The organism is Paenibacillus algorifonticola (assembly GCF_050481745.1).
In the GTDB taxonomy this organism is placed as follows: domain Bacteria; phylum Bacillota; class Bacilli; order Paenibacillales; family Paenibacillaceae; genus Pristimantibacillus; species Pristimantibacillus algorifonticola_A.
Genome location: NZ_JBCNGR010000006.1, coordinates 437,408 through 461,283, shown reverse-complemented (window position 1 = coordinate 461,283; position 23,876 = coordinate 437,408). Strand labels below are relative to the sequence as shown.

Here is a 23,876-nt window from a genome sequence, read left to right as displayed (position 1 = left end):
GCCTCCTCCCTAGCAGCACATGCCTTACAAACCCTTGAATAAGTAAAGGTAGAGCTCAGCCGGTAGGCCGTGCTCTACCTTGTAGTCCTTCGTCGATTGCCTAGCGGGCCAGCGTCGATTTCACCTTGCTAACCAGCTCGGCCCACGTTTTCTCCGGATCAGCACCCTTCTCCACATTCGGAAGCTGCTGCTCAATTTCACTCGTAATTGTAGTCCAATTATTTATGGAATCCATCAACGTTACTTGCTCCGCAGCTTTCGGATAAATTTCGCCCACCGGCGCGCCATTGAAAAAATCATCCTTCTTCGTGGTGAACGCTTCATCCTTGTATACACTCGGCGTCGAAGGAAAATTTCCATTAGTTTCATAAACCGCAAGCTGCTGCTCCGGCGCCAAAACCCATTTAATAAACGCATAAGCTTCCTTCGCGTGCTTGCTTTGCTTCGGAATAAGCAGGAAGGAGCCGCCCCAGTTCGCCGAGCCGCCCGGCATCATGGCCACATCCCATTTCCCTTTCGCATTCGGAGCATTTTGCTTCACGAGGCCAAGCATCCAGGGAGGGGCGAACATCGTTGCAAAATCCCCCGTATCCAGCCCGACCTTCCAGTCATTTGAAAAATCAGGCTGCTGCGCGGTCAGGCCGGCCTGAGCGAGCTTCACCGAAAAATCCCACGCCTCCTTAACGGCCGGATTCGTATCCATCGTTAAATGGCCGTCCTTGTCAAAAAAGGTGAACTCCCCGCCCTGCTGGATTTTAGGCAGAAACGCGCCAAAGAAAGCGTCGGTCGTCAGCGGCTTGCCTGTTTTCTCCTTAATCGTCTCTCCCAGCTTGACATAGCCATCCCATGTAGCGGCGAGCTTGGATACCTCCTCGCGGTCAGTAGGCAATCCCGCTTGCTCGAACAGCTCAATACGATACATCATCGCCATAGGGCCGGAATCGGTTGGTATGCCAAAAATAAAGCTGCCATCCGCGCTTGTGCCCTGCTTCCAACGGGAATCGAGATAATCCTTTTGCAGCTCATCCGCTCCAAAGTCCTTCAGATTGTAGAAATAATCCTCTTTCTTAAACTGCGGAATATCATCAACCGTCAAAATGACGATATCCGGCGCCCCGCTGCCCGCGGAAAGGGCGGTTAACAGATTTTGCTTATGGTTGGCTTCGTCAATTTGCACATCCAGCGTAATGTTTTTATTTTCATCCTGATACTGTTTAATCAGTCCATCCAGTCCAGGGCCGTTCGTATTCCAGTAAGTAAGCTTGACTGGCGTGTTGGTGTTTTGTGAAGTTTCACTTGAAGATGGGTCATTCGAGGAGCTGCAAGCAGCCAAGGAGCCTGCCAATAAGCCGGCGGCCAGCAGCATGGTAAAAGGACGCTTCATTTCCATCTTTATATCCCCCTGCCTCATAATGTAAGCCTTTACAATTTAGTTATACCACTTGCAGGCTAGGCCGGAGAATAAGGGGGATATACGATTTTTTGAACTATTCTACAATCGGGGCACTTTTCAGGTAGAACTTGCACGGATGCGGTAATCATAGGGGCTTACCCCTTCCAGCGATTTAAACAAGCGGCTGAAATAAGCTTGATCAGAGTAGCCGATGTTATGGCAAATTTGATAAATTTTCAAATTTGTCTCGCGCAATAGCGTCTTCGCGCGTGCCATCCGAATTTGCGTCAAATGCCGGGTGAAGGATAGGCCGGTCTCGGCAGTGAACAGGGCACTCAAGTAATTGGGGGTTACATCGAGCCGATTCGCCAGCATGCTGAGGGAAAGCTCGCGATTGGCATATTCATATTGAATGTGCGACATCGCATTCCGAATAATACGATGAACAAATTCATTCATTGTTCGATTGATTGTTGAATCGGGGAGAACTTCTTGGAACGTTCTCATGCTCTGCTCATACATCGCACGAATCGAGGCCAAATCAGCAGTGACGCCACCAAGTCCGACTGCTAAGTGCACAGCCAGCTTTTGCTCCAGGCATAATCTAGCCTCCTCTATGTACGGCTCCAGTACAGGAACAGCGATATCTGTTGAGAATAGAACCGCCGTCATACGCGAGCCTTCCATAATAATGACGCAGATTCCATAATTGGCCAAAATGTCCTCCAGCAAGCTCTTTGCCCAGAAGCGCTCCGGCTTCGTCCAAAACTCACGGTCGGGGCTCGTCAGTGTGAACAATCCAATCCAGCGATGTGGTGGGAACAGCGCATGATCAAGCGGCAGCCCTGACTGCTGCTGTTCATAAAATAAATCCTGCACACGCGATTCCAGCGCATTTTGCTCGCGCAGCTTAATAATTTCGAGCGAGGGTCCTCGGCTCTCATCCCTTGGACCTGCCTCGGATTCAAGGCTCTCTCTCCCCTCCAGCCTGTGCTCAATCATCACAATAAGCAATTGCAGCACATAAGTCCGCAGCTTCATTCGTTCCAGTTGGCTCATTACAGCCGAATGGCGAGAGGCTTCGATTAATTGGTCAAGAATCGGTCGCAGCCGCCCCACCACCCTAGAGGCAGCTCCATAAAACAGCTGAGGATCATGAAAAATCGAGTAAGCCAGCGAGCGGTCCTCTATATCCAGATGCAGGCAGAAGTAGGTGACTCCCTCCTTGTCATTCGTCTGGCTCTCATGCGTATAGCCGGGAGGAATAATGACCAAATCACCAGGGAATTGCTCATAAGGAATCCCATTAATGATCATTTTCTGAAACCCCTCAACAACCAGATTAACTTCCAGCAGCGGGTGATCATGCTCCGGGTAAGACCAGCCCTGCTCCGCACTGCGCCAGTGTGTACCATAAAGCTGGAAGCTGAACCCGAAATCCGGCAGCGCAAACTCCTCCAGACATTTGTCCTTCCCGCGACCGGGAATAAACAATAACGCCATATGCCGTCCCTCCCAGCAATATCCATCGTCAATTTATTGTGGCATACGCCTAAAAAAAATAAAAGCGGCCGCATGATAGCAGCCGCTTCCCTATTACTTACCTAAAAATCCGCCTTCGGATCTAATGACCTGACCTGTAATCCACTGCGCATCGTCGCTGGCTAGGAAACGGATCGTCTTCGCCGCATCCTCTGGCAGGCCAATTCTCCCCATTGGGAATAGCGGCAGGAAGCGGGCTTTCATCCCGTCATCCATCCAACCCGAATCAGTCGGCCCCGGATCGAAGCCATTGACCGTTATTTGCAGTGGAGCCAGCCCTACTGCAAGCGGCTCGATGAGGGCGATTAAAGCGCCTTTCGTAGCCGTATAGGCGAGATTGTCCGCATCCGGACCTTTAGACACCATAAATACAATTCTTCCGTTCGTTCCTGCTGGTTGGTTTTGCTCGAAACGCTTTGCGAACTCGGTACTAAGCAGCATCGTTGTACGGTTGTTCACTACATAATGCTGCTCAAGCAGTGCCAGATCCAGCGTCCGAAAATTAGTCGGCACACAATAAGCCGCATTATTAATTAATATCGAGGGGGTGCCCAGCGTCCGCTCCACCTCATCCATAATGAGAGAGGGCATCTCTGGGTTGGAAAAATCAGCTTCCATATGGCTTGCCCTTACGCCTAAACGTTCCAATGCACCGTGCAATTGCTCCGGCCAAGCTTGCTCGAGGCCATTGCCTTCCACCTCATCAAACGCTTGCCAATGCGTAAAAAAAATATCGATTCCACTGCCCGCGAGCGCGCGGCAGATCGCGGTTCCAATGCCTGTTGAGCGACTTGAGCCCGTCACAATGGCAATTTTATTTTTCAAAGAAGTTTTCATAGAAGTCATGTGTAATTCCCCCATTCAATATTGGAGGATAAGAGGACATTAGTCATTCACCCGAGATGCTGCACTTCCCCATAACGAACAACGACTGCCTATAGGCAGCCGCTGACAGGGGTATATGAAATCCCCAGCCCTGCTTATCCTGTAAGGTTTGCGAATGGAATACCAAATACATTAGTAAGCTAAAGCCCCTTACTAAATCGGCATTCTATTCTACTAGCAAACGCTACAGGATTATCCACATGGCTGGTTCAAGTCTCCTTTTTTTAAGCATCTCTAATTGCGAGCATAACATGAAGAGGAATATTTGGCAATTATAGAAAACACGGAAATTTCGCCCTTAATTCACCTGCACAGGCTGCACGCAGCTAAACCAATCTAAGTCACCTTGTCCATTTGTCTCGCTTGCAGCCAAGTTTTAACATGGCTATACAAGCTGTGCGGGTATTCATAATGATAAACCTGCGCTGTTTCCAAGGACAGACGACTGAATAAGTCAAAGGAAACGATCAAGGCTTTCCAGCTAGCAAGCTGATCAAAACCTCCAAAAGATTGTTTTAAGTCCGCTATAACCCTTGCATCTGCCCAGTCTGCAATAAATTTCCCTGCATGCCACGTGTCATAGTCTTGTCCATGAATCGCCTTGGCATGCCACTCCATCATTTGCAGCAGCAGCCTCTTGCAATCATGATCCCTTTCCCCAGCGACCCATAATTCACCGCGCAAAATCTGCTTCGCCACATACAAGCAGGCAAACCCATATTGGTTAACGACCTGTTGGAAGGCAGCTTCCGTAACCGATGGCGGCAGGTCAGATACAAATTTTTTGGGAAGCAATTTGTCGCCTTCGCCCGTCTTATCCAGCAGCAGCTTTACCCCGCGCTTAAAGCCTTGCGGAACTTGCCTGTTAGCCGCCAAACGCTCTAGCTCAGCGATAGGACAAAACAAGAAATCCACCTGCAGCCCCTCGCCAAAAAGCACTAATTTTTCAGGGTCTCCTCCTGCCGTCCGGTACATGAAGCTCGTCCATACTTCCCCAATGTCCAGCAGCCAATCATTATTTTGAAAATAGTAGTCCGGATTGTTCGAATAAATGACAATATCCAGATCGGAAAATTCATCGAACGGCTTTTCCGTTCTTGCCCGCGAGCCCATAAGATATATCGCCTGTATTTCTTCGTTTTCACCAGCCCAGCTTACGATTCGCTGCTCCAGCATTTCGTATAAATCCGCCATTTTCGCTCCGCCCTTACTTATGGAGTATTAAAGCTCCTTTTTCAAATAATAATGCTGATGGCCACCGGCGTTGTCTATCGTTCCGTACACCTCATAGCCATGCTTCTTGTAAAAATCCAGCGCTTGGAAGCTTAACGTATCCAGCTTAATAAAATCGCATTTTTTCTCCCTGGCAAGCCTTTCCGCTTCTTCTAATAGCTGTGATCCATATCCGAGCTTGCGCAGCTCCTCATCTACAAATAAAATGTGCACCTCCAGCCAGTTCCAGCACACTTCGCCCAGCAGCCCGCCATATACGACGCCATCGTCCTTTTTTAAAATCAGATTAATCTCTTGGTATCTGGCGCTTAATTCTTTCGGAAAATGCTTCCTATTAAAGGCGATTAGCTTATTTAGCACAGCTTTCTTATCGGCTGAATTTGATTCATTGATGATTTGAAGCTCCATGTTTCTCCCCCCCTCTACTTTCTCCCAGATAATTCCTGTCCCATCCTTGTATTATCAACCTAAAATGCAGAAAAAGCTATATCCCAATAGAACACATTTTATCAGGTTGAGCAAAATGAAAAGCAGCCTAGCTCAAGCATCCCAATGCTTGGACTAGGCTATCGTTAATTTGCAGCGTCACGCTTTATTTTCCAGGCTGCTGCCTGTCGTAATGGCGGCTTCCTGAAAATTTTCAACCGAGGCGCTCTTCTCATAAAAACGGGGCGTATTCGCCATCAAGCCTTCGCGCGTATAAAAAGGATCGCTTTGCACCAATGGGAAAGTGACCTTCTCTCCTGTGCTTGCCGACTTGTAAATGCCCGTAATAAATTCAAGCGTGCTGCGGCCGCTGATCCCGTCAATGAGTACGGGCGCGCCCGTCTCAATCGCGGTCAAAACGTTATCAATCTGTCCGAAATGGCCCGTATAAGCCACCTCCGGAAGGCTGTCATACAGCTTCTGCAATTGCTGCTCCAGCTCTTCATTGTCTATAGGGAAGCCATTCGGCTGCGAGATAGAAGCTTTCATTTTCCATGGAACGGATACACGGGCCTGCTTGCCTTGAAAAATCAGCTGCTGCTCCTCGCCATGATGCACGACCGAGCTAGTCACAAGTCCGAGCGCCCCTTGCGGGAAGCGCAGCATGGCCATCGACAGATCCTCGACCTCCGCATTATCATGCGATGTATTCGTCATAAAGGCCTGAACCTCGCTGGGCTGGCCCATCATCCACAGCAGCGCATCAATATGGTGCACCGCATGGTTCAGCGTACAGCCGCCACCCTCCTTCTCCCATGTGCCGCGCCACCACAAATCGTAATAGCAATGCCCCCGCCACCAGAAGGAATCCACCTGAGCATGGACGATAGGGCCCATTAAACCGCTATCTACTACCGATTTCAGCTTCATCATCGGCGTTTTAAAGCGATTTTGCGCCACAACGGAAAGGATTTTCCCGCTGCGGCGGGCCGCTTCGTTCATTAGGTCGCATTCCTGCAAAGAAGAGGCCATCGGCTTTTCTACCAGTACATGCTTGCCAGCGTTCAACAGATCGACCGCGATAGGCGCATGGGTATACGGCGGCGTGCATACCGATACCAAATCGATATCCTCCCCAAGCAACTCCTTATAATCAGCTACAATTTTAACGCCTTCTAATTGAAACTGCTCCAGTCTCGCCTGTGCCTTATCCATGTAGGAATCGCAAATCGCTACAACCTTGCAGCGCTCGCTAAATGTTCTATACGCTTCCAAATGAGCGGAGCTAATGGCTCCTGCTCCAATAACCGCTACCTTCAGCATAAAACGAACTCCCCCGTCCGCAAATGAGTTAATATTTCCTTCTTTATTTTAGAGGAAAATCAACCTCATTTATGATTGGGAATTGTGATAAAATACAACTATATTGCGGTTTTGAAGCGTTTGCAGTTATTTGCGACATAAGGGGGTCCGGGCAGCCGTGCACAAAATGGAAGAGCAGTTTTCATTCAACTATCGCATCTCATCCGATAGCAGCTTCTGGGAGGTGTTTCATGCCCATTCCCAAATGGAATTTGCCTATGTCCATGCCGGTCGGGGAAATCTCATCGTTGAAGGCAGGCGTTACCGGGTTGAGCCCCATACTTTAATGGTTTTCCATCCCTTTCAGCTTCACCGGGTACAGATGGACGTATCGGCGGAGCAGCCGTTCGTTCGCACCGTACTCATGTTTGAGCCGTCGCCACTCAAAAAATACTGGAGCTCCTTCCCATTGCTGAAAGCTTTTTTCGAGGAATTGCTGCTTCGATCCTACGGCGAGCCCTGGTACGGAATTTCTGAAACGTCGCCGCTTGCGCTGCTTTTGAAGCAATTTAAGGAAACGCGGGAGCAGCTTGCTGCGGATGAGCCAGCGGAAGAGGAGGACGATCATTTTCTGCTGCTGGAGCTGCTGCGGCAATTGAAAGCCATTCGCCAAAAGCCCGGCAGCCAAGCTGCCTTGCGAACAAGACGGCAGAGCCACAGGGTAGAGGAAATGATGGAGTGGATCGAACAGCACTATCAGGAGCCGTTCCGGCTGGAGCAAATGGCCAAAGCACTGCATCTGTCCCGCTATCATGTCGTGCATTTGTTCAAGCAGGCCACAGGCTCGACGATTATGGACTATACCAAAGCGACCCGAGTCCGCCATGCCTGCCTCTATTTAATCGAAACAACGCTTACCGTACCTGAAATAGCCACCCGCGTCGGCATGGGCAACCCCTCTTATTTCTGCAAGGTGTTTCGTCAGCAGATGGGACATACGCCGCATCAATATCGACTGCATATCCAGCGACGAAAATAAGGCCGCTCTATCCGCATAGAAGGCAGCCTTACTCTCTCAACGCTAAGCTTTTCTACATTTCCATTTCCCTTTTCGGACAGGGCTCACTTTAACCCCAATTTCAACAGCGGTTATGGAAATGACTTTAATATAAGTAACCACACCCTTCACATTAAGAATGGCACAACCATCGGCCACTCCCATGAACACGCCTACATGGGAGGTGCCATCAAAATGAATGCGAATATTAGTAGTACCTACGCCAATACGCTTAAGAATGTTCCGAATACAGCTGTTACTGCCTCCGCTTTTGTTGCTGCAGCTTCGATCATCTTTGCTCCTATTCCCATAGCTTTTATTTCCATAGCTTTTGTTACTATAACTTTTGCTGCTATAGCTGCGACTGACTCCTTTTCCTGGCAATAATATCACCTCCTTATTGATAGAGTTGATATTATTGTATGGAAGTTGATAGATTTTGGTGTGTGCCTTTTATGCTATTAAATTTCATCTTCCCGCAATACAAGGAAAAGGAAAATTCCCATCCATTCGCGCTACTAAGCACTTTATAGTAAAATGAGAGAATGCTCTAAGATAAGATGAAGAGGTGCCTGAATGTCCATTAGTTTCACTACATCGATTATAAGCCGGCTCAAAAGAGAAATTGCTGCTTTAGAAGCCCAAAGCGTATTGGAGAAAAATAAATCCGCTAAAGCGCAAGCGAAGCTGAAGCAATTGCAAAAGGATAGCAAAAAAAGCAGCTTGCCCAGCGATTTAAGCAGCAAACTGACCCGCATGAATAAATTAAATGAGGAAATCGCCGAAAGCGCGAAAAAACAAGCCGAGTTCTCCCGGCAGCTGGTTTACAAAAAGTCTGAGCTGAAAAAACACTCCTCCTAGATCTTCGCACACTACAATCGGCTAACGAGTGCCTGTATTCCGCAATTGGAAAAAGGTTGGATTCTCCTCTAACCGAGGAAATCCAACCTTTTTTATTTCCCCCCTGGAACGCCAAAGCTCCTATGATCTGCTCCATGCTTCCTAGCCCAGGCACCCTTTATTCCTTTCCATGCATGCCGTACAGTCGGCGGTAAGCAGTCGGCGTCATGCCTTCATGCTGCATAAAACGCTTATTGAAATAGCTGACGCTCGGATAACCAGCTTCCTCGGCAATTTGCCCAATATTGTCATCCTTCCGATCCAAAAGCCACTGCTTGGCCGCTTGCAGGCGACAGCGCGTAATAAAATCCATTGGTGTCATCCTCGTCGCCGCTCGAAACAGCTTACAGAAATAATAAGGTGTAACTCCGAGCCTAGCCGCCCATTCATCCAAAATAAACGGCTTCACCGCCTCCTGCTGCATCTGCGGAAGCAGCTCCATAATTCGGTCGGCGGATGTTTCCGCCTTGCCCTGTTTCAGCGCCACTGCCTGCTCGACGAATATTGTAAGCAAAGCATAAGTAAGCATAGAGAGATGCGCCGGATGCAGCATGCGATACGTCTCCGCTTCGCCCAGCAGCTCCTCATGAGCCTTCTCCCAAACCGCGGACTGACGAAGTCTCCATAAAGGGCTTTTGTGCAAGCCCTGCTCAAGCAAATAATCGCGGAGTCCGCTGCCGCCATAAAAGTGAAGCCAGCGGATATCCCATGGCTCATCCTTGCTGCTGTAATAACGCTGCTTTTGCAGTGGAAAATACAGTACCGCCTCCCCCGCCCGCAGCTCATGAACGACACCGTCCAATTCGACAAATCCTCTGCCCGATGCGACATAATGGATATTAAAATTATTCAGCGCGCCCGCTTCCCGATATACGCTATGCTCAGGCTGTTCATTGTAATTCCCAACCGATTCCGGAAAACAAAAGTAAGGCATATTCGGCAGGGTAAGCAAATGGCTTTGACGATGCAAATTCAACACCTCAATGACAATATTGTTTTAACAGGGTGCAAAATATTATCATTTTAATTTTAATTCACATCCTCTATAATCGCAATATCATCATAAACTTTCCTACAAAGCGAGGTTGAATTATGAGCAAAAAGTTGAAATGGGGCATTATTGGCTGTGCTGGAATTGCGAAACGCGCTGTTATTCCAGGGCTGCATTTATCTGAATTAAATGAAGTGGCTGCCATCGCCAGCCGCGACGGAGACAAGGCTAAGCAAACCGCCGAGCAACTCCAAATTCCGACTGCATACGACAGCTACGAAGCCCTTTTGGCGGACAGCTCCATCGACGTCATTTATATACCGCTCCCTAACCATTTGCATAAGGAATGGGCAATCAAGGCCGCCGCGGCGGGCAAACATATTTTATGCGAAAAACCGCTTGCCCTTACGGCACATGAAGCAGCAGAAATGGCTGAAGCCGCTGACCAAGCTGGCGTCCTGCTTTCCGAGGCTTTTATGTATCGCTACCATCCCCGCTATGAAACGATTAAAGACTTAATTGCAAACGGTGCCATCGGTGAGGTACGCGGCATTCGCAGCGCCTTTACGTTCAATAATGCAGGAGATAAAGCGAACGTCCGCTATCGCAAGGCTTGGGGCGGCGGCTCCCTCTACGATGTAGGCTGCTATCCAATTAATGCAGCGCGCCTATTGCTGGGCAAGGAGCCTGAGGCGGTAACGGTAAATGCCCAATTTTCCCCCGAGCATGACGATGTGGATATGATGGCGTCCGGGCTCATCGAATTCGAGGGCAATGTATCGCTCACCTTCGATTGCGGCATGTGGTCCGCCTTCCGTAATCCGCTTGAGATATTAGGCAGCGATGGCATTATCGAGGTTCCTTCCGCATTTGTTACGCCTACTCCAGAAAGCGGCACGATATTCGTCACATCTGGCGGCGAACGTAAGGAAGTTGAAGTCCCTTATGTAAATGCCTATACCGAGCAAGCCGACCATATGGCACGTGCCATTACAGAGGGTAAAGCTCTAACCTTCGGTGCTGCGGATGGCATCCGCAATATGAAAGTGATTGATGCCTGTCTGCAGTCTGCACGCTGTCGTCAAAGAGTTATTTTATAAGCTTAAACGCTTCAAGCACATTAGCCTATTGAGGAGGTCTCGACAACGATGGAATATTTAAAGGTGCAAGGCTTGGACAAACCGGTATCCCGGCTAATGAAAGGCTCTGATTATTTTATACATGACCGCTATGATAAAGCTGCGGCAAACTTGGATGCGTTTTTCGCCATCGGCGGCAATTCCATTGACTCGGCCCATATTTACTGCGGCGGCCAAAGCGAGGAAGTTATCGGACGTTATTTGAAGGAAAGAGGCAATCGGGAGCAGTGGGTCATATTGACTAAAGGCGCACATCATGACCATAATGGCCCTCGTGTAAGCAGTGAAGCGATTCGCAGCGATTTGAATACCAGCCTCGAGCGTCTGCAATCCGGCTACATTGATATGTATGCGCTGCACCGCGATGATCCAGCCGTTCCCGCTGGCGAGGTCATTGAAATTTTGAACGAACATGTCGCTTCAGGCGCCGTTCGGACGATTGGCGTGTCCAACTGGTCATGGCAGCGCATTAAGGAAGCCAACGATTATGCGGCAGCCAAAGGTTTGGTGGGCTTTTCCTTCAATAGCCCTAACTTCAGCCTGGCAAAAGCAAACGAACCGTTCTGGGCAGGCTGCGTTTCCGCCGATGAAGAGACATCCGCTTGGCATGAAGCAACGCAAATGCCGTTATTTTCGTGGTCGTCCCAAGCCAGAGGCTTCTTCACGGAACGCTTTACACCTGAGGATCGGTCGAATGCCGATCTGGTCCGCGTCTTCTACAGCGACGGCAACTGGGAGCGGCTGGAGCGTGCCAAGCAGCTTGCTGCCCGCAAAGGGGTTACCGCCATTCAAATCGCACTCGCTTACGTGCTGAATCAGCCGTTCCCGACCTGCGCCTTAATTGGCGCACAATCACTGGAGGAGCTGCGATCCTGCGATGAGGGCTCGCTTATTACATTGACAGCGGAAGAGCGGAATTGGCTGGATCTGATTTCGGATCGCGGCTAATGCTGAAAGACAATTGATCAAAAACACTTTTGAGCCGCCAGACTTTTGGCGGCTTTTTGACGTGCTTTTCGCGAAATAAATATTAATAATAATGTTGGCGGTTCGCCTATCGGCGGCGCAACTACTGCTTCCTATGCAGCGCCTACCTCTAGTGCAGGAACGACCTATTACTACGTTGTCGTAACCAATATGGACAGCAGTGCTACGGGCAATCAAACCGCTACGACTACCAGCGATGTAACAACCGTTACCGTGAACGCACTAATCGTGCCTGATCAACCGCAAACTCTCGTTGCCCTTAGCGGTGATCAACAGGCTTCCTTGAATTGGAGCCCTTCAGCAGGAGCGAGCTATTACAATGTCTATATAGCAAATGTTTCCGGTCAGTACAGTAATACACCAGTCGCAACAGTGACAGGCAATAGCACGAATGTGCAAAATCTGAGCAACGGTACAGCTTATTACTTCATTGTAAAAGCAGGCAATGCAGGAGGTTTAAGCCTCGATTCCAATGAAGCCAGCACAACTCCAGCTACCGTTGCCGCAGCTCCAACGAACATTACTGCAGTAGCTGGTGATGGGCAGGCAACCGTTACTTTCACTGCCCCAGCAGATAACGGCGGAAGCTTAGTGACGGGATATCAAGTAACCGTTACTCCAGGGAATGCAACGGTCACTGGAACAACAAGCCCGATTACCATTACAGGTTTAACAAATGGTACGAGCTATACCTTTACGGTCAGAGCCATTAATGCTGCTGGCGAAAGCGAGCCTTCCACTGTCTCAGATACCATCACACCAGTTACGACAATCAGCAATAGTGGTGGAGGCGGATCTTCATCGGCTGCTACCCAGCCGACAGATTCGACAACTACCCGTAACGGTGTTGAAGTATGGATCAACGGAAAGGTTGAAAATATCGGTACTGCTACCACCACGGTCATCAACAACCGTTCCACAACAACCATTATGGTGGATCAAAAAATGCTGGAGCAAAAGCTTACGGATGAAGGCAAGTTTGCCGTCGTAACGATTCCGGTAAGCAGCCAATCTGATGTCATCATTGGTGAAATCAATGGGCAAATGCTTAAAACGATGGAAGATTATCAAGCTATTCTAGAGATCAGAACCGATCGTGCGACTTACAAAGTTCCAGCTCTTCTAATCATCAATAGCAGCGTTATTTCCGCCCAGCTAGGCAATGGTATAGCTTTGCAGGATATTAAAATTCAAATAACAATAGCTACGCCAACTGCTGATGCAAAAAATTTGGTGAATCATGCAGTAGCAAAAGAAGACCTCACGCTTGTCGTTCCTGCCGTTGAATTTACGGTCAAGGGTGTGGTCTCTTTAATCCCAATCGCGATATTACAGGCGCAGAGTTTGCGGCTGTAATCGTCCGTGGACTAGGCTTGCGACTGGAAAATGGAGCATTTTCCTTTTCAGATGTATCCTCCTCGGACTGGTACAGCTCATCTATTCATACCGCTAATGCCTATGAGCTAATCACAGGGTTTGAAGATGGAACGTTCCGTCCAAATGATAAAATAACACGGAAGCAAGCCATGCTCATGATCGCCAAGGCAATGACGCTTACGAATTTGAAAGCCCAACTAGCCAATGAGGCGGCAGAGCAAACTCTGCTTCCATATAAAGATGCAGCGGATGCTGCTGAATGGGCGAAAAATGGCATTGCCGACAGCGTGCTTGCAGGCATCGTATCAGGAAGAACCAGCACCGAGCTGGCTCCTAAAGCTTTTATCACAAGAGCCGAGGTCGCAGCCATTATGCAAAGACTGCTGCAACAATCAAGCCTGATTCAATAATTAAAATTAGACATATAACAAGGGGTTGCCCTCCAATTCATCCAATATGGCTGGGGGGCAGCCCCTTCTATTTTTCAGCAAGCCATCTTCATCATAAAAGACAAACGCCACAGTTTGCGGCACCGCCGGTTGTTGATCATAAGAGCCGTCCTTTATAATAAAGCGTATAAGCACGAAGCAGCCCGGCATTTATGCAGAAAGCAGGTTTCAGAGGATGGACGTACATGATCATATCGCGATATGGAATTACACCTATTGTAGGCTGCTGGACGTTCGCCGTGTTGTCCTGAAACCTGCTGAATCCACTCGTTCATATAGAGCACCTGCCAGCCTGTTTATTATGTGTATGCGTGGAAACGCACAAGTACAGGTTAACGGGGAATGGCATGCTTTAAGCTATTTTAAGATTTTGCATATGGGTAAAGGAGCAGCACACGATTTTCGGGCTGGCGAGGACGGCTTTGAATATTATAGCGTCTACTATAAAGCGACGATCCCCCAGCCTGCGCCGCAGCCCATTATTCAGCTTGCTGAACGGCTGCGCCCTTTTCAAACGTTATATGAATTTGCACCTGCTCACCCCGTCGCTTTATATCGCTGCTTGACGGACATGCACAAGGAATGGAACAAGGCGGAGGCACTTGGACAGCTGCGTGCCAAAAACCTGCTTTCCCAGTTCGTCCACGAACTGTTAAATCAACTGAAGCTGCAGGGCTCTCGTTCAGAAAAAAGGGATTTGGCGGCACAAATCATTGCGATCATTCATAAGCAGTACGCTGAGCCAATCACACTTGAGTCTTTATCAGAAAGCTTGAATTACAGCGTCCCTCACCTATCCTCCTATTTTAAAAGCCGGACTGGCGTTAGCCCTATTGATTATTTAATCAAAGTCCGTATCGATAGAGCCGCAGCTCTGCTGCTTGAAACGAATGCCACATTAAGCGAAATAGCGGCCGGTGTGGGCTATCGGGACCCTTATTATTTAGGCAGACTGTTCAAAAAATATAAAGGCGTCTCTCCCACTCTATTTAGAGCAGAGCATTCCAATAAACAAAGGCTAGAAGATTGTCCTTCTACAATCATGAGATTCTCCATTGCCCCTTCAAAAACGCTCCGCTATACTGATGTAGCTGATAACGATTATCAACGTAGCGAAGAGGGAGAATCTGACATGTTTAGTGAATCAAAACCGTCCATGGCGGCGGTATTATTACTCAGCTTTATGCTTCTTCTCAGCGCCTGCGGAACGCACGCGTCTAGCAATAATGCTGGGACTGGCGCAGCAAGCTCTACCGAACCAAGCAATTCCCCGCAAGCAACGGCAACTACTGCGCCTGAGCTAGAGGGAGCTAAAACCGTATCAACTATAATGGGCGAGGTTGAAGTTCCGCTGCATCCGAAGCGCGTAGTGGCCGGAGAATACTTAGGAAGCCTCCTAGCACTCGGTGTGATTCCGGTTGGAACCTCCACACACCATCTTTCCAATCCTTATTTAAGCGAAGCTTTAAAGGATGTAGAGGATTTAGGAGACGGAAACGGCAGTCTTGAGAAAATTGTTTCCATTGAGCCTGACCTGATCATTATGGATGACATGTATACTGAAATGAATGATCAGCTCAGCAAAATCGCACCAACTATTATTATTCCTTATGCTTCGCTTAAATCGGTACATGAGGAAGTTACTTATTTTGGCGAGCTGCTGGGCAAGGAGCAGGAAGCAACCGTTTGGCTAGCTGACTACGATAAGCGCATAGAAGCAGCGAAAGAAAAAGTGCTTGAGGTCATTTCCGCAGACAGCACGTTTTCTGTCTTGGAATGGCTCGGCAAAGACGTTTCGGCGGTTGGCGCCAACTATGGCAAAGGCGGGCAGCCCATTTACAATGTATTTGGCTTTAAGCCGCCTGCTGAAGTAGCTGCTGAGATAAGCGATCCAGGATGGGCAACCCTTTCGAATGAGGTATTGCCTCAATATGCGGGGGATTATATTGTGCTCACGACCGATAGGCTGTCTATTGACGATCTCAAAGCGGACCCCATCTGGTCCACGCTCGACGCCGTCAAAAATGATCGGGTATTTATTTGGGGCAAAGAGCGTTCCTGGTACTGGGACCCGATCGCCATCCTCACCCAAACGGAAGAGTTGGCTGATTGGCTTGTGAGTACGAAATGATAATTTAATGGCGTTTAGCAATTAGATAATGAAGTAAAATATTAGCTCTATAAAAGACAGGCAGCATCGGCGTGAAACGTGCGTTGCTGCCTGTTCCTGTCCCCACTTTATGTAACAATCTCCGAATTAAACACAATAGAGCTGTCAAGCTCCCAGTACCACTTGCCATCAGCTGCTTTACTTACATTCTGCAATTCATAGAGACGAGCAAATTCTTCTGTAGGTTCTTCATTATTTTTCACCGTGGACACAAGGTATATTTTTGCTTTATTCGGCTCATATGAAACAATTGTCGCTTGCTCCCACCTATAGTCGTAACTTAAAAAATAAGAGGTATAATATTCATCCAATTCTTCCCTGGTTAATTCACCTTCCATTGTCCAATAAACGGGATTGATCGTTTCAATCAAAGCCGTGGAATTTTCATCATCGAGCGCCTTTGCAATTGCCTTCAATAGATCGTAGATATCGGATTTATCTTTAGCAGGAACAGCTGCCTCCTTCTGAGAGAGTGACTCATAATCAAGATATTCGGTTTCTGATGCAACATCATATACACCCCAACCTTTTCCTTCTTCATTACTCATTCTAATAGTCGCATGCTCCATCCGATCGAGCAACTCATTCCCCTTCTTCGGTATGAATATATCCGTGAGGATCGTGACATACGTGCCCCAAGATTCCAATTCAAAGCTTGTTATCTGTATATCGGAATTAACCTTTTGATAATGTGACTCAACAAGGAATCGAATGATTCTAAGATCGGACTTTTTGGGTTTTGGCCACATACTTTCATGTACGTTTACGATTCTTTTGTCTGCATCATACTTTGCAACTAAATACTCTGTAGGTTGAAACAAAAGGCCAAGAACTAAGGTGTTCGCCCCAGATTCAATAATAGTAGGTGTTTCTCCATTAAAAATAAACTGCACTCCGTTAACATAAGCCGTTCCACTATACAAATCAATTTTGAAAAAGGCATCCTCTGATCTGGCCGTAATGATCTTCCTCGACTTATCATAGTTAAAAGTAAAGCCTAAAGCCTTCACGGCGCTGCGAAACTCAACATACACCCGTCCTCCACGAATAATGGGGGCGTTAACGGGCTTAATTTCTTTACCCAGTACATAAAATTTTATCGGCTTCTCGACTGGGACAGCTGCTGCCGATACTGATGATATAGACATCATAATTAATACTAAAGCTAATAGCAGTAATAAGCTGCCTTTAGCTGCTTGCTTTCTCTCCATCTGTTTATCCCTCCGTATATCCGTATACTATTGTAATTATCGGCATGAAACAGTGTTTATTAGAGAGTTCAACAATAACCGCATAATAAAAGAAGCTGCCTCCAGCACAACGCTGAAAGCAGCTTCATTTTTTAAAATAAGGAACTTATGGTGCCAATACCGCGAGCACATCATCGATTTTGCTGCTGTCAGCAATTGGGCCGCTCTTCATCCACCTCTCGAAATTTACTTGATGGACGTTGGTATTCTTAACAGCAGGGAGATTTTTCCACAGCGAGCTTTCGAGCAGTTCCTTCGCTTGTTCCTCCGCACCCGTATCTACCGTCAGAAAAATATGATCAGCATCCAATTGCGGAATCATCTCCATTGACAAGTTGACCACCTTCTCCTCCTTGTCGAGCACGAGCTCCTGCACCAGCTTGCTTGGCTTCAGCTTCAACTCATTGTACACGACAAGTCCTGCTGCAGCCGAACTTGCGCTTGAACACCCTCGCCAAATAATGCGTGCTGTAATGGAACTTCCCAGCCATCGTTTCCATCGTAACTGTTTTATGAAAATACTCATGAATGTACTCAGCGATTTGCTCGGGTAAATCTGATACTGCTGCATCGGCCTTCACCATTTGCAGTTGACGAAACTGTTCGACCACGAATTGATAGAAAATCCCCGTTACCTGCAGCCGATCCAGCTCCTCGCTGCTTGCCCACAGCTGAGACATTTGCTCCAGCAACGACAGCAGCGACAAAGCATGTGTCACCTCAAAGGCATAGCGTGGCCCGAACACATCCTGCTGTTCTATATCACCATGCCTTACATGATTGCCTATCACGCCCAGTGGTTTATATAAAACTAAATAATAGTCAAACGGCTCATCCCCGCACCATATGTTCAGGTTAGCGCCTTTTCCAGCATGCAGCAAATAACCGTTATCGCAAGGAGCTTCTAGCTCCTCCATTTCCAGCCTGGCTTTGCCTTGATTGGCATATACAAAAGCGTTTGCAGGAAGGCGATAGGCTAACCGCTCCTCTCCCGGCTTCATCGTAAGATGGCGAATATCCAGCACTTGAACAGGCCTTTGGTTCCATAATTGGATCGTATGCTGCCATTCCATAAAAACACCTCGAAACGAAAATGAATGATTAACCTGCATCCTTTATTATAAAGGATAACCTCCAAGCAGCAAGTACGTTAGTCTTATTGCTTTCCTTGATTGCTATTCTTATTGCTATTCTTTTTGCCAACTGGATTTTCAATAACTTAATATGGATTCGAAGCTCCGTTTGAATTAAAAATTTAGAAGTCTGATCCAGTTTGAAACCCTCGATTTGTAAAGAAGTGATGAATGTGAAGCTGATGAATATTGTAACTAGACGAAATATAAATAATTATCTAACGCATGTACATTATTAAGTTAATTATCCCGATAAATATACTATACAGATCATTCACTTAGGAGAAAGAAAAAAACCAAAGGAGAGCATACGTATGTTTAAGCGAGTGGAGAATGAGCTAGAGCTGGCGATGTTTAATGGTGTTTGGACAACCGTCTGGAGGGAAAAAGGATTTGATCTTGAGTTTTCCGCTCAAGCATTGGAGCGGCTTATGATTGTCACGGCGGAGGGCCATTATGTAGGCACGGCTGAGATCAAGCCTTATAATGCTGCAAGCACGATTAACGAAGCCGGATTCTTTCAGGAGCACCCGGAGCTCATACGCGCACAGGGAGAAATTGCGGAAATTGACAAAATAGCCTTATTAAAGCCTTATCGCGGGCAGCAGTACCTATCTGAGCTGCTCTCCTCACTTATCTATACTGCAGAGGAACGAAAGATCAAATATTTTGTTTCATTGATGGAGCCTGTTTTTTTAAGGGCATTGCGGGTTACCTTCAAATTGCCGTTTGAGAAGCTGGGAGAGAAGGTGTTTTATAAAGGGGATTATGTCGTTCCCATGATATTTAATGTGGAGCAAACTTATTCGAATAAACAAAAATATGCTTGGCTTTCCTATTCACAGCAGGCAGCTTTCACTGCACACGCTAGCAACGCAGGTGTCTAAACAGAACCGGTTTAGCAGTAAAAATTCAAAAAAGGTGGATTTACGTATGAAGAGAGTGTTAACGGAGCTTGATAAGCGGAACCGATTGTTAATAAAAATTCTTTGGGGCGCACTCGTTCTAGGAGTGGCAACTGATATTGCCATCGGTCTGGATACGTCTATGATTCTTTTTCTTATCTGTGTTGGAGGCGGAACGAGTGCTATAGTCACTTTTATGACTTATCGAGGCATCCTTACAAACTATATTAAGTATATGGTTCCGTGCATTTTAACTATCATTGTCTCATTCCTTATTCTTTCCGATCCAAACCCAATCGTAAGCACTTATTTTCTAGTTTACGTTAATCTAGCCATCATCACGTTGTACGCGGATTTTCGGCCGATTATTTTCACAGGCATACTGGGAGCAGCACTGAGCACTTATATATTTATGGACCCTGTGCTTCAGCCTAAGCTATTCCCTGGAGAATCGCTCATCTATCTGTATTTATATTTAATGTTTGCAACAGGGGCACTAGCATTCTCGGCCAGCTTCACCCAGCGGCTGCAAAAGCAGGTAACCGATAAGCAGCGCGAGGCAGTAGCCTCCAAGGATATGGCGGAGGCGCTGCTTACCAAGCTGAAATCATCAATTCTTGTGCTTACCGAGTTCAGCAGCAGCCAGCAGGCGACTGTTCGTTCAACCGGAGAAATCTCCAAAGAGGTAACGACAACCTTCTCAGCAATGTCGGCTGCCATTGAGACACAGACGGGAACCATTTTGAATATTAGCGATACGACGCAGATGGTAGACGTAGCCGTCAAGCGCTTGCTTGAGGGAACGGAATTGCTGCGGCAATATTCGGCGGACAATGCCGCGTTGACCGTGGAGAATCGGGATCAAATGGCTGCATTATCAAGCGAGATTGAGCGTGTTAGAGCGATCATCATGCATACAGTCGAAATGATGAACCAGCTTAATGAGCAAAATGATCGCGTAAGCTCGATTGTCGGAACAATCAGCGAGATTGCAGAGCAAACGAATCTGCTGTCGCTTAATGCCGCTATTGAAGCAGCACGAGCAGGCGAGCATGGCAAAGGCTTTGCCGTCGTATCCGACGAGGTACGAAAGCTTGCCGATAACTCAAGAGCTGCGGCACACGAAATTACTACGATTTTAGCTGGTATTCGTTCGCAAATCAGTGCTGTTCACGTCCAGGTAACAAGCGGAGAAGCAGCAGTCACAACCAGCAGGGATGTTTCACGTCAGGTTCAGCACCTTATTGATCGCATCAGCGAAAATATGGAGCTCGTGAAGCAGCACTCTGATACAGTAGGCAGTTCTGCGGGTGAACTGCATGAGCGTTATGCAAGCATGTCTGATGAGATGGTCAATATTGCTGCTACGACTGAACAGAACATGGCTTCCGTTGAAGAGGTTCATGCTAGCATGGAGACGCAGGACGTGAAAATACATACAATGGTGCAGGAGTATGATCAGCTAGACCAGTTGTTGACAGAGCTCAAGGCGATGGTAGCCAAGCAGTAGCCTCGACCATTTGTGTAGGCAAAGCCGATGCTTCAGCTTCGGCTTTGCCCACTGTACCCAACCGAGCCCGCTTCTTACGCGTCTTCTTCCCGAACACCGAGCGCCAGATTTTTTTCTCTGAACTTGCTATTATGCGAGGATACATAAGCAACCTCGTCGGCTTTTGGCTCCATATACAGCTTGGCGCTGTTTACGGCAAAGGCCGCATCGGTAAACGCTCCGGCAATTAGATAAAGCTTTGATTCGTAATCCACAAAATCTCCGGCAGCGAAAACACCTGGTATATTCGTAGCCAGCTTGCTGCTTACCTTTACTCTACGAACGCCAATATCCAAGCCCCATTCACGAATAGCTCCGCACTCACTCTTCAAGCCATGATTTACAATTACGGCATCTACGTCCAGTGTTTCTGTATCGCCGCTCTCCAACTGACTGATAGTCACCTGATGGATTGCTTTACCGTCCTTGCTATGCAGCTGAGTAACCGCATATAGCGTCTTGACTTTGATCGTGGACTGTCTCATCCGTACAACATTTTTCTCATGCCCGCCAAATTGTTCGCGGCGGTGTATAATCGTAACGCTGGCTGCCAGCGGCTCCAGCTCATTTGCCCAGTCTACCGCCGAATCCCCGCCGCCAGATATCAGAACATGCTTGCCGCGAAACGGTTCTAGCTCCTGCACCGTATAATGGAGATTGCTCACCTCATAACGATCGGCTCCTTCAATTTCGAGCTTCGACATTTTCAGAATGCCGTAGCCGATTGTCAGAATGACCGTTTTCGTCCAATGCGTCTCTCCCGATTCCGCTGTGAGGAGAAAGGTTCCGTCCTCCAAGCGATCCAAACCGACAATCTGCTGTTCAAATACAAGGGTCGGTTCGAAGGTTTTCGCTTGCTGCGCCAGCTGCGCAATTAATTGCCTGCATAGGATCGGCGTTACGCCGCCAACATCCCAAATCATTTTTTCCGGATAAATCAGCATCGTGCCGCCAAGCTCTTCCTTGGCTTCAATCAGCTTCGTCTTCATATCTCGCATACCGCTATAGAAGGCCGCGTACATGCCCGCCGGGCCCCCGCCGATTATCGTTACATCGTATAACTCTTTGGATTGTGTCACTCTGCTTCCCCCAATCTAGGACTTCGATTTCTCGATCAGCCAATTTGCCAGCTCTTCAACCTGAGACAGCATCGCGATCGGATCTTGGAACCATGATTGATCCTCTGTCCAGAGAAACACACGATCATTTTTTATCGCATCCAGTTGGCTCCATAACGGATTAGCTTTGTATGCTTCCATTGCTTTCGGGCTTGTCAGGACAACATAATCACCCGCGAAATCACCCAGCTTTTCCAGCGAAATCGGATAATATTTCTCCTTCATAATTTCTTCAGTAAGTCCCGCTGGCGGATTGAGGCCCAGTGCCTCATAGATTGCACGTCCGCCCCGGCCAGAGATAATGCCGAAGACATAAATCGATTTATCCTGATCCTCCAGCACGCTAACCGTCGCATCCTCAGGAAGCGCCTGCTTCACCTTCGCTTTAGCAGCAGCTATGCGCGCATCATAATCGGTCAGCCATGCGGCTGCTTTATCTTGAACGCCCAGCAGCTCGCCGAAATAGTTTATTTCCTCATGAACATTTTTGAATTTATTAAAGGGAACACTCACTGTCGGGGCTATTTTACTAAGCAATTCATATTTCTCTTGATCACTTGTCAATGTGATAATCAGATCGGGCTCCATTTCCATGACCTTTTCAATGGAATCCCCCACAATTTCAACGCCATCGATCTTATCCTTTAAATACGGGTTTTGCATCAGCCACTCTGATGAACCGATAGGGTTCGCACCTAAAGCGACGAGAGAACCCAGATAATCTATCGCTACGATTCGTTTGGGGTTTACTGGTATCGTAACATCCCCGAACACGGTGGATACCGTTTTAGTAGTTTCAGCTGGTGCTGAGCTCGCTTGATTGGTGCTGCCTTGCTGACTGGCAGCGACTCCTCCTTGAGCAGCATCCGCTGGCTGAACGTTCGCAGATTGGCTTCCTGCGTTTGCTGCCGTCGTGGCATTCGCGCCTTTTGTGCCGCAAGCGCTTAGCAGCAGCATGAAACAAAGCAATAAAGTTGCTGTCATAGATGTTTTCGTACCTCTGTACAACGTAAAATCCCCCTCTGGTTTATATTGATAATGATTTTCATCTTCATCAACAATATATCGTTGGGCGACCCGTTTCACAATGGAGGATGTTAACGATTTTTTTGCAGAATATTGTATCTTGCCCCCTACAAGCTTGCGTTTTTTGTACTGGCCGGGAGCTACGCCCACATGCTTTTTAAACATACGATTGAAATAAAACATATCGGGATAGCCCACGGAAGCGGCAACCTCCTGCAAGGTAGCATCCGACGTCAGCAGCAGCTCCTGCGCCTTGTCCATTCTTAGCATAATAAGAAAGTTGATTGGACTGTTTCCCGTCTGCTCCTTGAACTTTCTGGATATATATTGCGGACTATAATTTAGCAGCTGCGCCAGCGACTCAATCGTAATATTGTGCTGAAAGTTTTCCGTCATATAACGAATGGCTTGCTCCGATAAATCTGGGCTGTCCGTCTCAAACCCCTGCTGTTGTATTTGCCACAGCAATTCATACACAAATTGATAAAACAGCGATTTGGCATGCAGCTTCTCCAGCGTATTCCGCCTGCTCCATTCATGATGCATCCGCTTCACCTTGTCCAGCAATTCAATCGGATATTGCGGTGTAAAATCATATTGCTGTTGAAACGGATTTTCCCGTTCCACAAGAAGCTGCAGCTCGCGCCGGAATGGTGACCCTAATGACGCTTTATACAAAATTAAATAAAATTCGAATACATCCTCTGCTTCGATCTCCAGCCGGGTTCCTTTACCGCCATGCAGCACATGAAACCGCCGAACCATGCTCACATGGCCATCCAGCGAAACCTTTGCACTGCCTCGCGCCGTGAACAAGAATGCACTAGCGGGCAAGTCATAAGCCGGCAGCTTCTCATTAAACACCGTCATGATATGGCGAACATCCATCATTCGAACTAACGCGTGGTTCCATAACAAGATATGATCTTCTATACGCATCGCACCGTTTCAATTCCTCTCCTCAGTTTCCCGTATGCTGGATCGCGCTATGAGATAACTGTCGCAACAACTCCCTCTATTATAAATGATAATGATTCTCTCTCA

The 23,876-nt window shown here is 47.7% G+C and carries 22 protein-coding genes; 10 read left to right on the top strand and 12 right to left on the bottom strand.

Annotated features, from left to right (window positions below):
- Positions 1-100 precede the first annotated feature (100 nt).
- The 6 genes from ABEW34_RS05535 to ABEW34_RS05510 form a co-directional block, all read right to left on the bottom strand.
- Entirely contained in the window at positions 101-1,390 is a 1,290-nt protein-coding gene (locus ABEW34_RS05535) for an ABC transporter substrate-binding protein (protein WP_430155695.1), read from the bottom strand.
- 120 nt (positions 1,391-1,510) lie between these two features.
- Positions 1,511-2,896 carry an AraC family transcriptional regulator gene (locus ABEW34_RS05530; protein ID WP_430155692.1) on the bottom strand — a complete coding sequence of 462 codons (1,386 nt, stop codon included), beginning with the start codon at positions 2,894-2,896 and terminating at the stop codon, positions 1,511-1,513.
- Positions 2,897-2,989: 93 nt separating this feature from the next.
- Positions 2,990-3,781, bottom strand: a complete 792-nt coding sequence (locus tag ABEW34_RS05525) for an SDR family oxidoreductase (RefSeq protein ID WP_430155689.1) — start codon at positions 3,779-3,781, stop codon at positions 2,990-2,992.
- Positions 3,782-4,156: 375 nt separating this feature from the next.
- Entirely contained in the window at positions 4,157-5,014 is an 858-nt protein-coding gene (locus ABEW34_RS05520; protein ID WP_430155686.1) for an aminoglycoside 6-adenylyltransferase, read from the bottom strand.
- A 27-nt stretch (positions 5,015-5,041) separates the two neighbouring features.
- The gene (locus ABEW34_RS05515; RefSeq protein WP_430155683.1) at positions 5,042-5,461 is read right to left on the bottom strand and encodes a GNAT family N-acetyltransferase; all 420 of its coding nucleotides are present in this window, start codon (positions 5,459-5,461) and stop codon (positions 5,042-5,044) included.
- Between the two features lie 177 nt (positions 5,462-5,638).
- On the bottom strand, positions 5,639-6,802 hold the full coding sequence (locus ABEW34_RS05510) for a Gfo/Idh/MocA family protein (RefSeq protein ID WP_430155679.1): 1,164 nt from the start codon (positions 6,800-6,802) through the stop codon (positions 5,639-5,641).
- Positions 6,803-6,968: 166 nt separating this feature from the next.
- Between ABEW34_RS05510 and ABEW34_RS05505 the strand changes: the two genes are divergently transcribed.
- The 3 genes from ABEW34_RS05505 (at position 6,969) to ABEW34_RS05495 (ending at position 8,699) form a co-directional block, all read left to right on the top strand.
- The gene (locus ABEW34_RS05505) at positions 6,969-7,820 is read left to right on the top strand and encodes a helix-turn-helix domain-containing protein (RefSeq protein ID WP_430156179.1); all 852 of its coding nucleotides are present in this window, start codon (positions 6,969-6,971) and stop codon (positions 7,818-7,820) included.
- A gap of 213 nt (positions 7,821-8,033) precedes the next feature.
- Positions 8,034-8,225 (top strand): hypothetical protein, encoded by a 192-nt coding sequence (locus tag ABEW34_RS05500; RefSeq protein WP_430155677.1) that lies wholly within the window; start codon positions 8,034-8,036, stop codon positions 8,223-8,225.
- 189 nt (positions 8,226-8,414) lie between these two features.
- A complete protein-coding gene (locus ABEW34_RS05495; RefSeq protein WP_056031318.1) occupies positions 8,415-8,699 on the top strand; it encodes a hypothetical protein in 285 nt (94 codons plus the stop codon).
- 157 nt (positions 8,700-8,856) lie between these two features.
- Here the strand turns inward: ABEW34_RS05495 and ABEW34_RS05490 are convergent, their stop codons facing one another.
- The gene (locus tag ABEW34_RS05490; protein WP_430155673.1) at positions 8,857-9,708 is read right to left on the bottom strand and encodes an AraC family transcriptional regulator; all 852 of its coding nucleotides are present in this window, start codon (positions 9,706-9,708) and stop codon (positions 8,857-8,859) included.
- 122 nt (positions 9,709-9,830) lie between these two features.
- Here ABEW34_RS05490 and ABEW34_RS05485 point away from each other — a divergent pair, with 122 nt between their 5' ends.
- From ABEW34_RS05485 to ABEW34_RS05465, 5 genes are all read left to right on the top strand, one after another.
- Positions 9,831-10,829, top strand: coding sequence for a Gfo/Idh/MocA family protein (locus tag ABEW34_RS05485; RefSeq protein WP_430155670.1), 999 nt, complete (start codon positions 9,831-9,833; stop codon positions 10,827-10,829).
- A 48-nt stretch (positions 10,830-10,877) separates the two neighbouring features.
- Positions 10,878-11,816, top strand: a complete 939-nt coding sequence (locus ABEW34_RS05480; protein ID WP_430155668.1) for an aldo/keto reductase — start codon at positions 10,878-10,880, stop codon at positions 11,814-11,816.
- A 189-nt stretch (positions 11,817-12,005) separates the two neighbouring features.
- Positions 12,006-13,211 carry a fibronectin type III domain-containing protein gene (locus tag ABEW34_RS05475; RefSeq protein ID WP_430155666.1) on the top strand — a complete coding sequence of 402 codons (1,206 nt, stop codon included), beginning with the start codon at positions 12,006-12,008 and terminating at the stop codon, positions 13,209-13,211.
- Positions 13,212-13,228: 17 nt separating this feature from the next.
- Positions 13,229-13,642: an S-layer homology domain-containing protein gene (locus ABEW34_RS05470; RefSeq protein ID WP_430155663.1), complete on the top strand. Its 414-nt coding sequence runs from the start codon at positions 13,229-13,231 to the stop codon at positions 13,640-13,642.
- A 214-nt stretch (positions 13,643-13,856) separates the two neighbouring features.
- Positions 13,857-15,812, top strand: a complete 1,956-nt coding sequence (locus ABEW34_RS05465; RefSeq protein WP_430155661.1) for an ABC transporter substrate-binding protein — start codon at positions 13,857-13,859, stop codon at positions 15,810-15,812.
- 107 nt (positions 15,813-15,919) lie between these two features.
- On the opposite strand, the gene ABEW34_RS05460 is transcribed toward ABEW34_RS05465, so the two are convergent.
- From ABEW34_RS05460 to ABEW34_RS05450, 3 genes are all read right to left on the bottom strand, one after another.
- Positions 15,920-17,062, bottom strand: coding sequence for a stalk domain-containing protein (locus ABEW34_RS05460; protein WP_430155659.1), 1,143 nt, complete (start codon positions 17,060-17,062; stop codon positions 15,920-15,922).
- Between the two features lie 145 nt (positions 17,063-17,207).
- Positions 17,208-17,513 (bottom strand): hypothetical protein, encoded by a 306-nt coding sequence (locus ABEW34_RS05455; protein ID WP_430155657.1) that lies wholly within the window; start codon positions 17,511-17,513, stop codon positions 17,208-17,210.
- Positions 17,503-18,174, bottom strand: coding sequence for a helix-turn-helix transcriptional regulator (locus ABEW34_RS05450; RefSeq protein WP_430155654.1), 672 nt, complete (start codon positions 18,172-18,174; stop codon positions 17,503-17,505). Before ABEW34_RS05450 ends, ABEW34_RS05455 begins: the two co-directional genes overlap by 11 nt.
- A 374-nt stretch (positions 18,175-18,548) precedes the next feature.
- Between ABEW34_RS05450 and ABEW34_RS05445 the strand changes: the two genes are divergently transcribed.
- Together ABEW34_RS05445 and ABEW34_RS05440 are read left to right on the top strand one after the other, a co-directional pair.
- Positions 18,549-19,121 carry a GNAT family N-acetyltransferase gene (locus tag ABEW34_RS05445; RefSeq protein WP_430155651.1) on the top strand — a complete coding sequence of 191 codons (573 nt, stop codon included), beginning with the start codon at positions 18,549-18,551 and terminating at the stop codon, positions 19,119-19,121.
- 46 nt (positions 19,122-19,167) lie between these two features.
- Complete coding sequence (locus ABEW34_RS05440) at positions 19,168-20,649, top strand: methyl-accepting chemotaxis protein (protein ID WP_430155649.1); 1,482 nt, start codon at positions 19,168-19,170, stop codon at positions 20,647-20,649.
- A 74-nt stretch (positions 20,650-20,723) separates the two neighbouring features.
- Here the strand turns inward: ABEW34_RS05440 and ABEW34_RS05435 are convergent, their stop codons facing one another.
- Both ABEW34_RS05435 and ABEW34_RS05430 read right to left on the bottom strand, forming a co-directional pair.
- Positions 20,724-21,767, bottom strand: coding sequence for an NAD(P)/FAD-dependent oxidoreductase (locus ABEW34_RS05435; RefSeq protein WP_430155646.1), 1,044 nt, complete (start codon positions 21,765-21,767; stop codon positions 20,724-20,726).
- 15 nt (positions 21,768-21,782) lie between these two features.
- Positions 21,783-23,750 (bottom strand): AraC family transcriptional regulator, encoded by a 1,968-nt coding sequence (locus ABEW34_RS05430; protein WP_430155644.1) that lies wholly within the window; start codon positions 23,748-23,750, stop codon positions 21,783-21,785.
- Between the last annotated feature and the right edge of the window lie 126 nt (positions 23,751-23,876).

Coding starts and splice junctions, on each gene's coding strand:
- ABEW34_RS05535 (WP_430155695.1), bottom strand. CDS start 1,390: ATGGAAATGAAGCGTCCTTTTACCATGCTGCTGGCCGCCGGCTTATTG.
- ABEW34_RS05530 (WP_430155692.1), bottom strand. CDS start 2,896: ATGGCGTTATTGTTTATTCCCGGTCGCGGGAAGGACAAATGTCTGGAG.
- ABEW34_RS05525 (WP_430155689.1), bottom strand. CDS start 3,781: ATGACTTCTATGAAAACTTCTTTGAAAAATAAAATTGCCATTGTGACG.
- ABEW34_RS05520 (WP_430155686.1), bottom strand. CDS start 5,014: ATGGCGGATTTATACGAAATGCTGGAGCAGCGAATCGTAAGCTGGGCT.
- ABEW34_RS05515 (WP_430155683.1), bottom strand. CDS start 5,461: ATGGAGCTTCAAATCATCAATGAATCAAATTCAGCCGATAAGAAAGCT.
- ABEW34_RS05510 (WP_430155679.1), bottom strand. CDS start 6,802: ATGCTGAAGGTAGCGGTTATTGGAGCAGGAGCCATTAGCTCCGCTCAT.
- ABEW34_RS05505 (WP_430156179.1), top strand. CDS start 6,969: ATGGAAGAGCAGTTTTCATTCAACTATCGCATCTCATCCGATAGCAGC.
- ABEW34_RS05500 (WP_430155677.1), top strand. CDS start 8,034: ATGAATGCGAATATTAGTAGTACCTACGCCAATACGCTTAAGAATGTT.
- ABEW34_RS05495 (WP_056031318.1), top strand. CDS start 8,415: ATGTCCATTAGTTTCACTACATCGATTATAAGCCGGCTCAAAAGAGAA.
- ABEW34_RS05485 (WP_430155670.1), top strand. CDS start 9,831: ATGAGCAAAAAGTTGAAATGGGGCATTATTGGCTGTGCTGGAATTGCG.
- ABEW34_RS05480 (WP_430155668.1), top strand. CDS start 10,878: ATGGAATATTTAAAGGTGCAAGGCTTGGACAAACCGGTATCCCGGCTA.
- ABEW34_RS05475 (WP_430155666.1), top strand. CDS start 12,006: ATGGACAGCAGTGCTACGGGCAATCAAACCGCTACGACTACCAGCGAT.
- ABEW34_RS05465 (WP_430155661.1), top strand. CDS start 13,857: ATGGACGTACATGATCATATCGCGATATGGAATTACACCTATTGTAGG.
- ABEW34_RS05460 (WP_430155659.1), bottom strand. CDS start 17,062: ATGGAGAGAAAGCAAGCAGCTAAAGGCAGCTTATTACTGCTATTAGCT.
- ABEW34_RS05450 (WP_430155654.1), bottom strand. CDS start 18,174: ATGGAATGGCAGCATACGATCCAATTATGGAACCAAAGGCCTGTTCAA.
- ABEW34_RS05445 (WP_430155651.1), top strand. CDS start 18,549: ATGTTTAAGCGAGTGGAGAATGAGCTAGAGCTGGCGATGTTTAATGGT.
- ABEW34_RS05440 (WP_430155649.1), top strand. CDS start 19,168: ATGAAGAGAGTGTTAACGGAGCTTGATAAGCGGAACCGATTGTTAATA.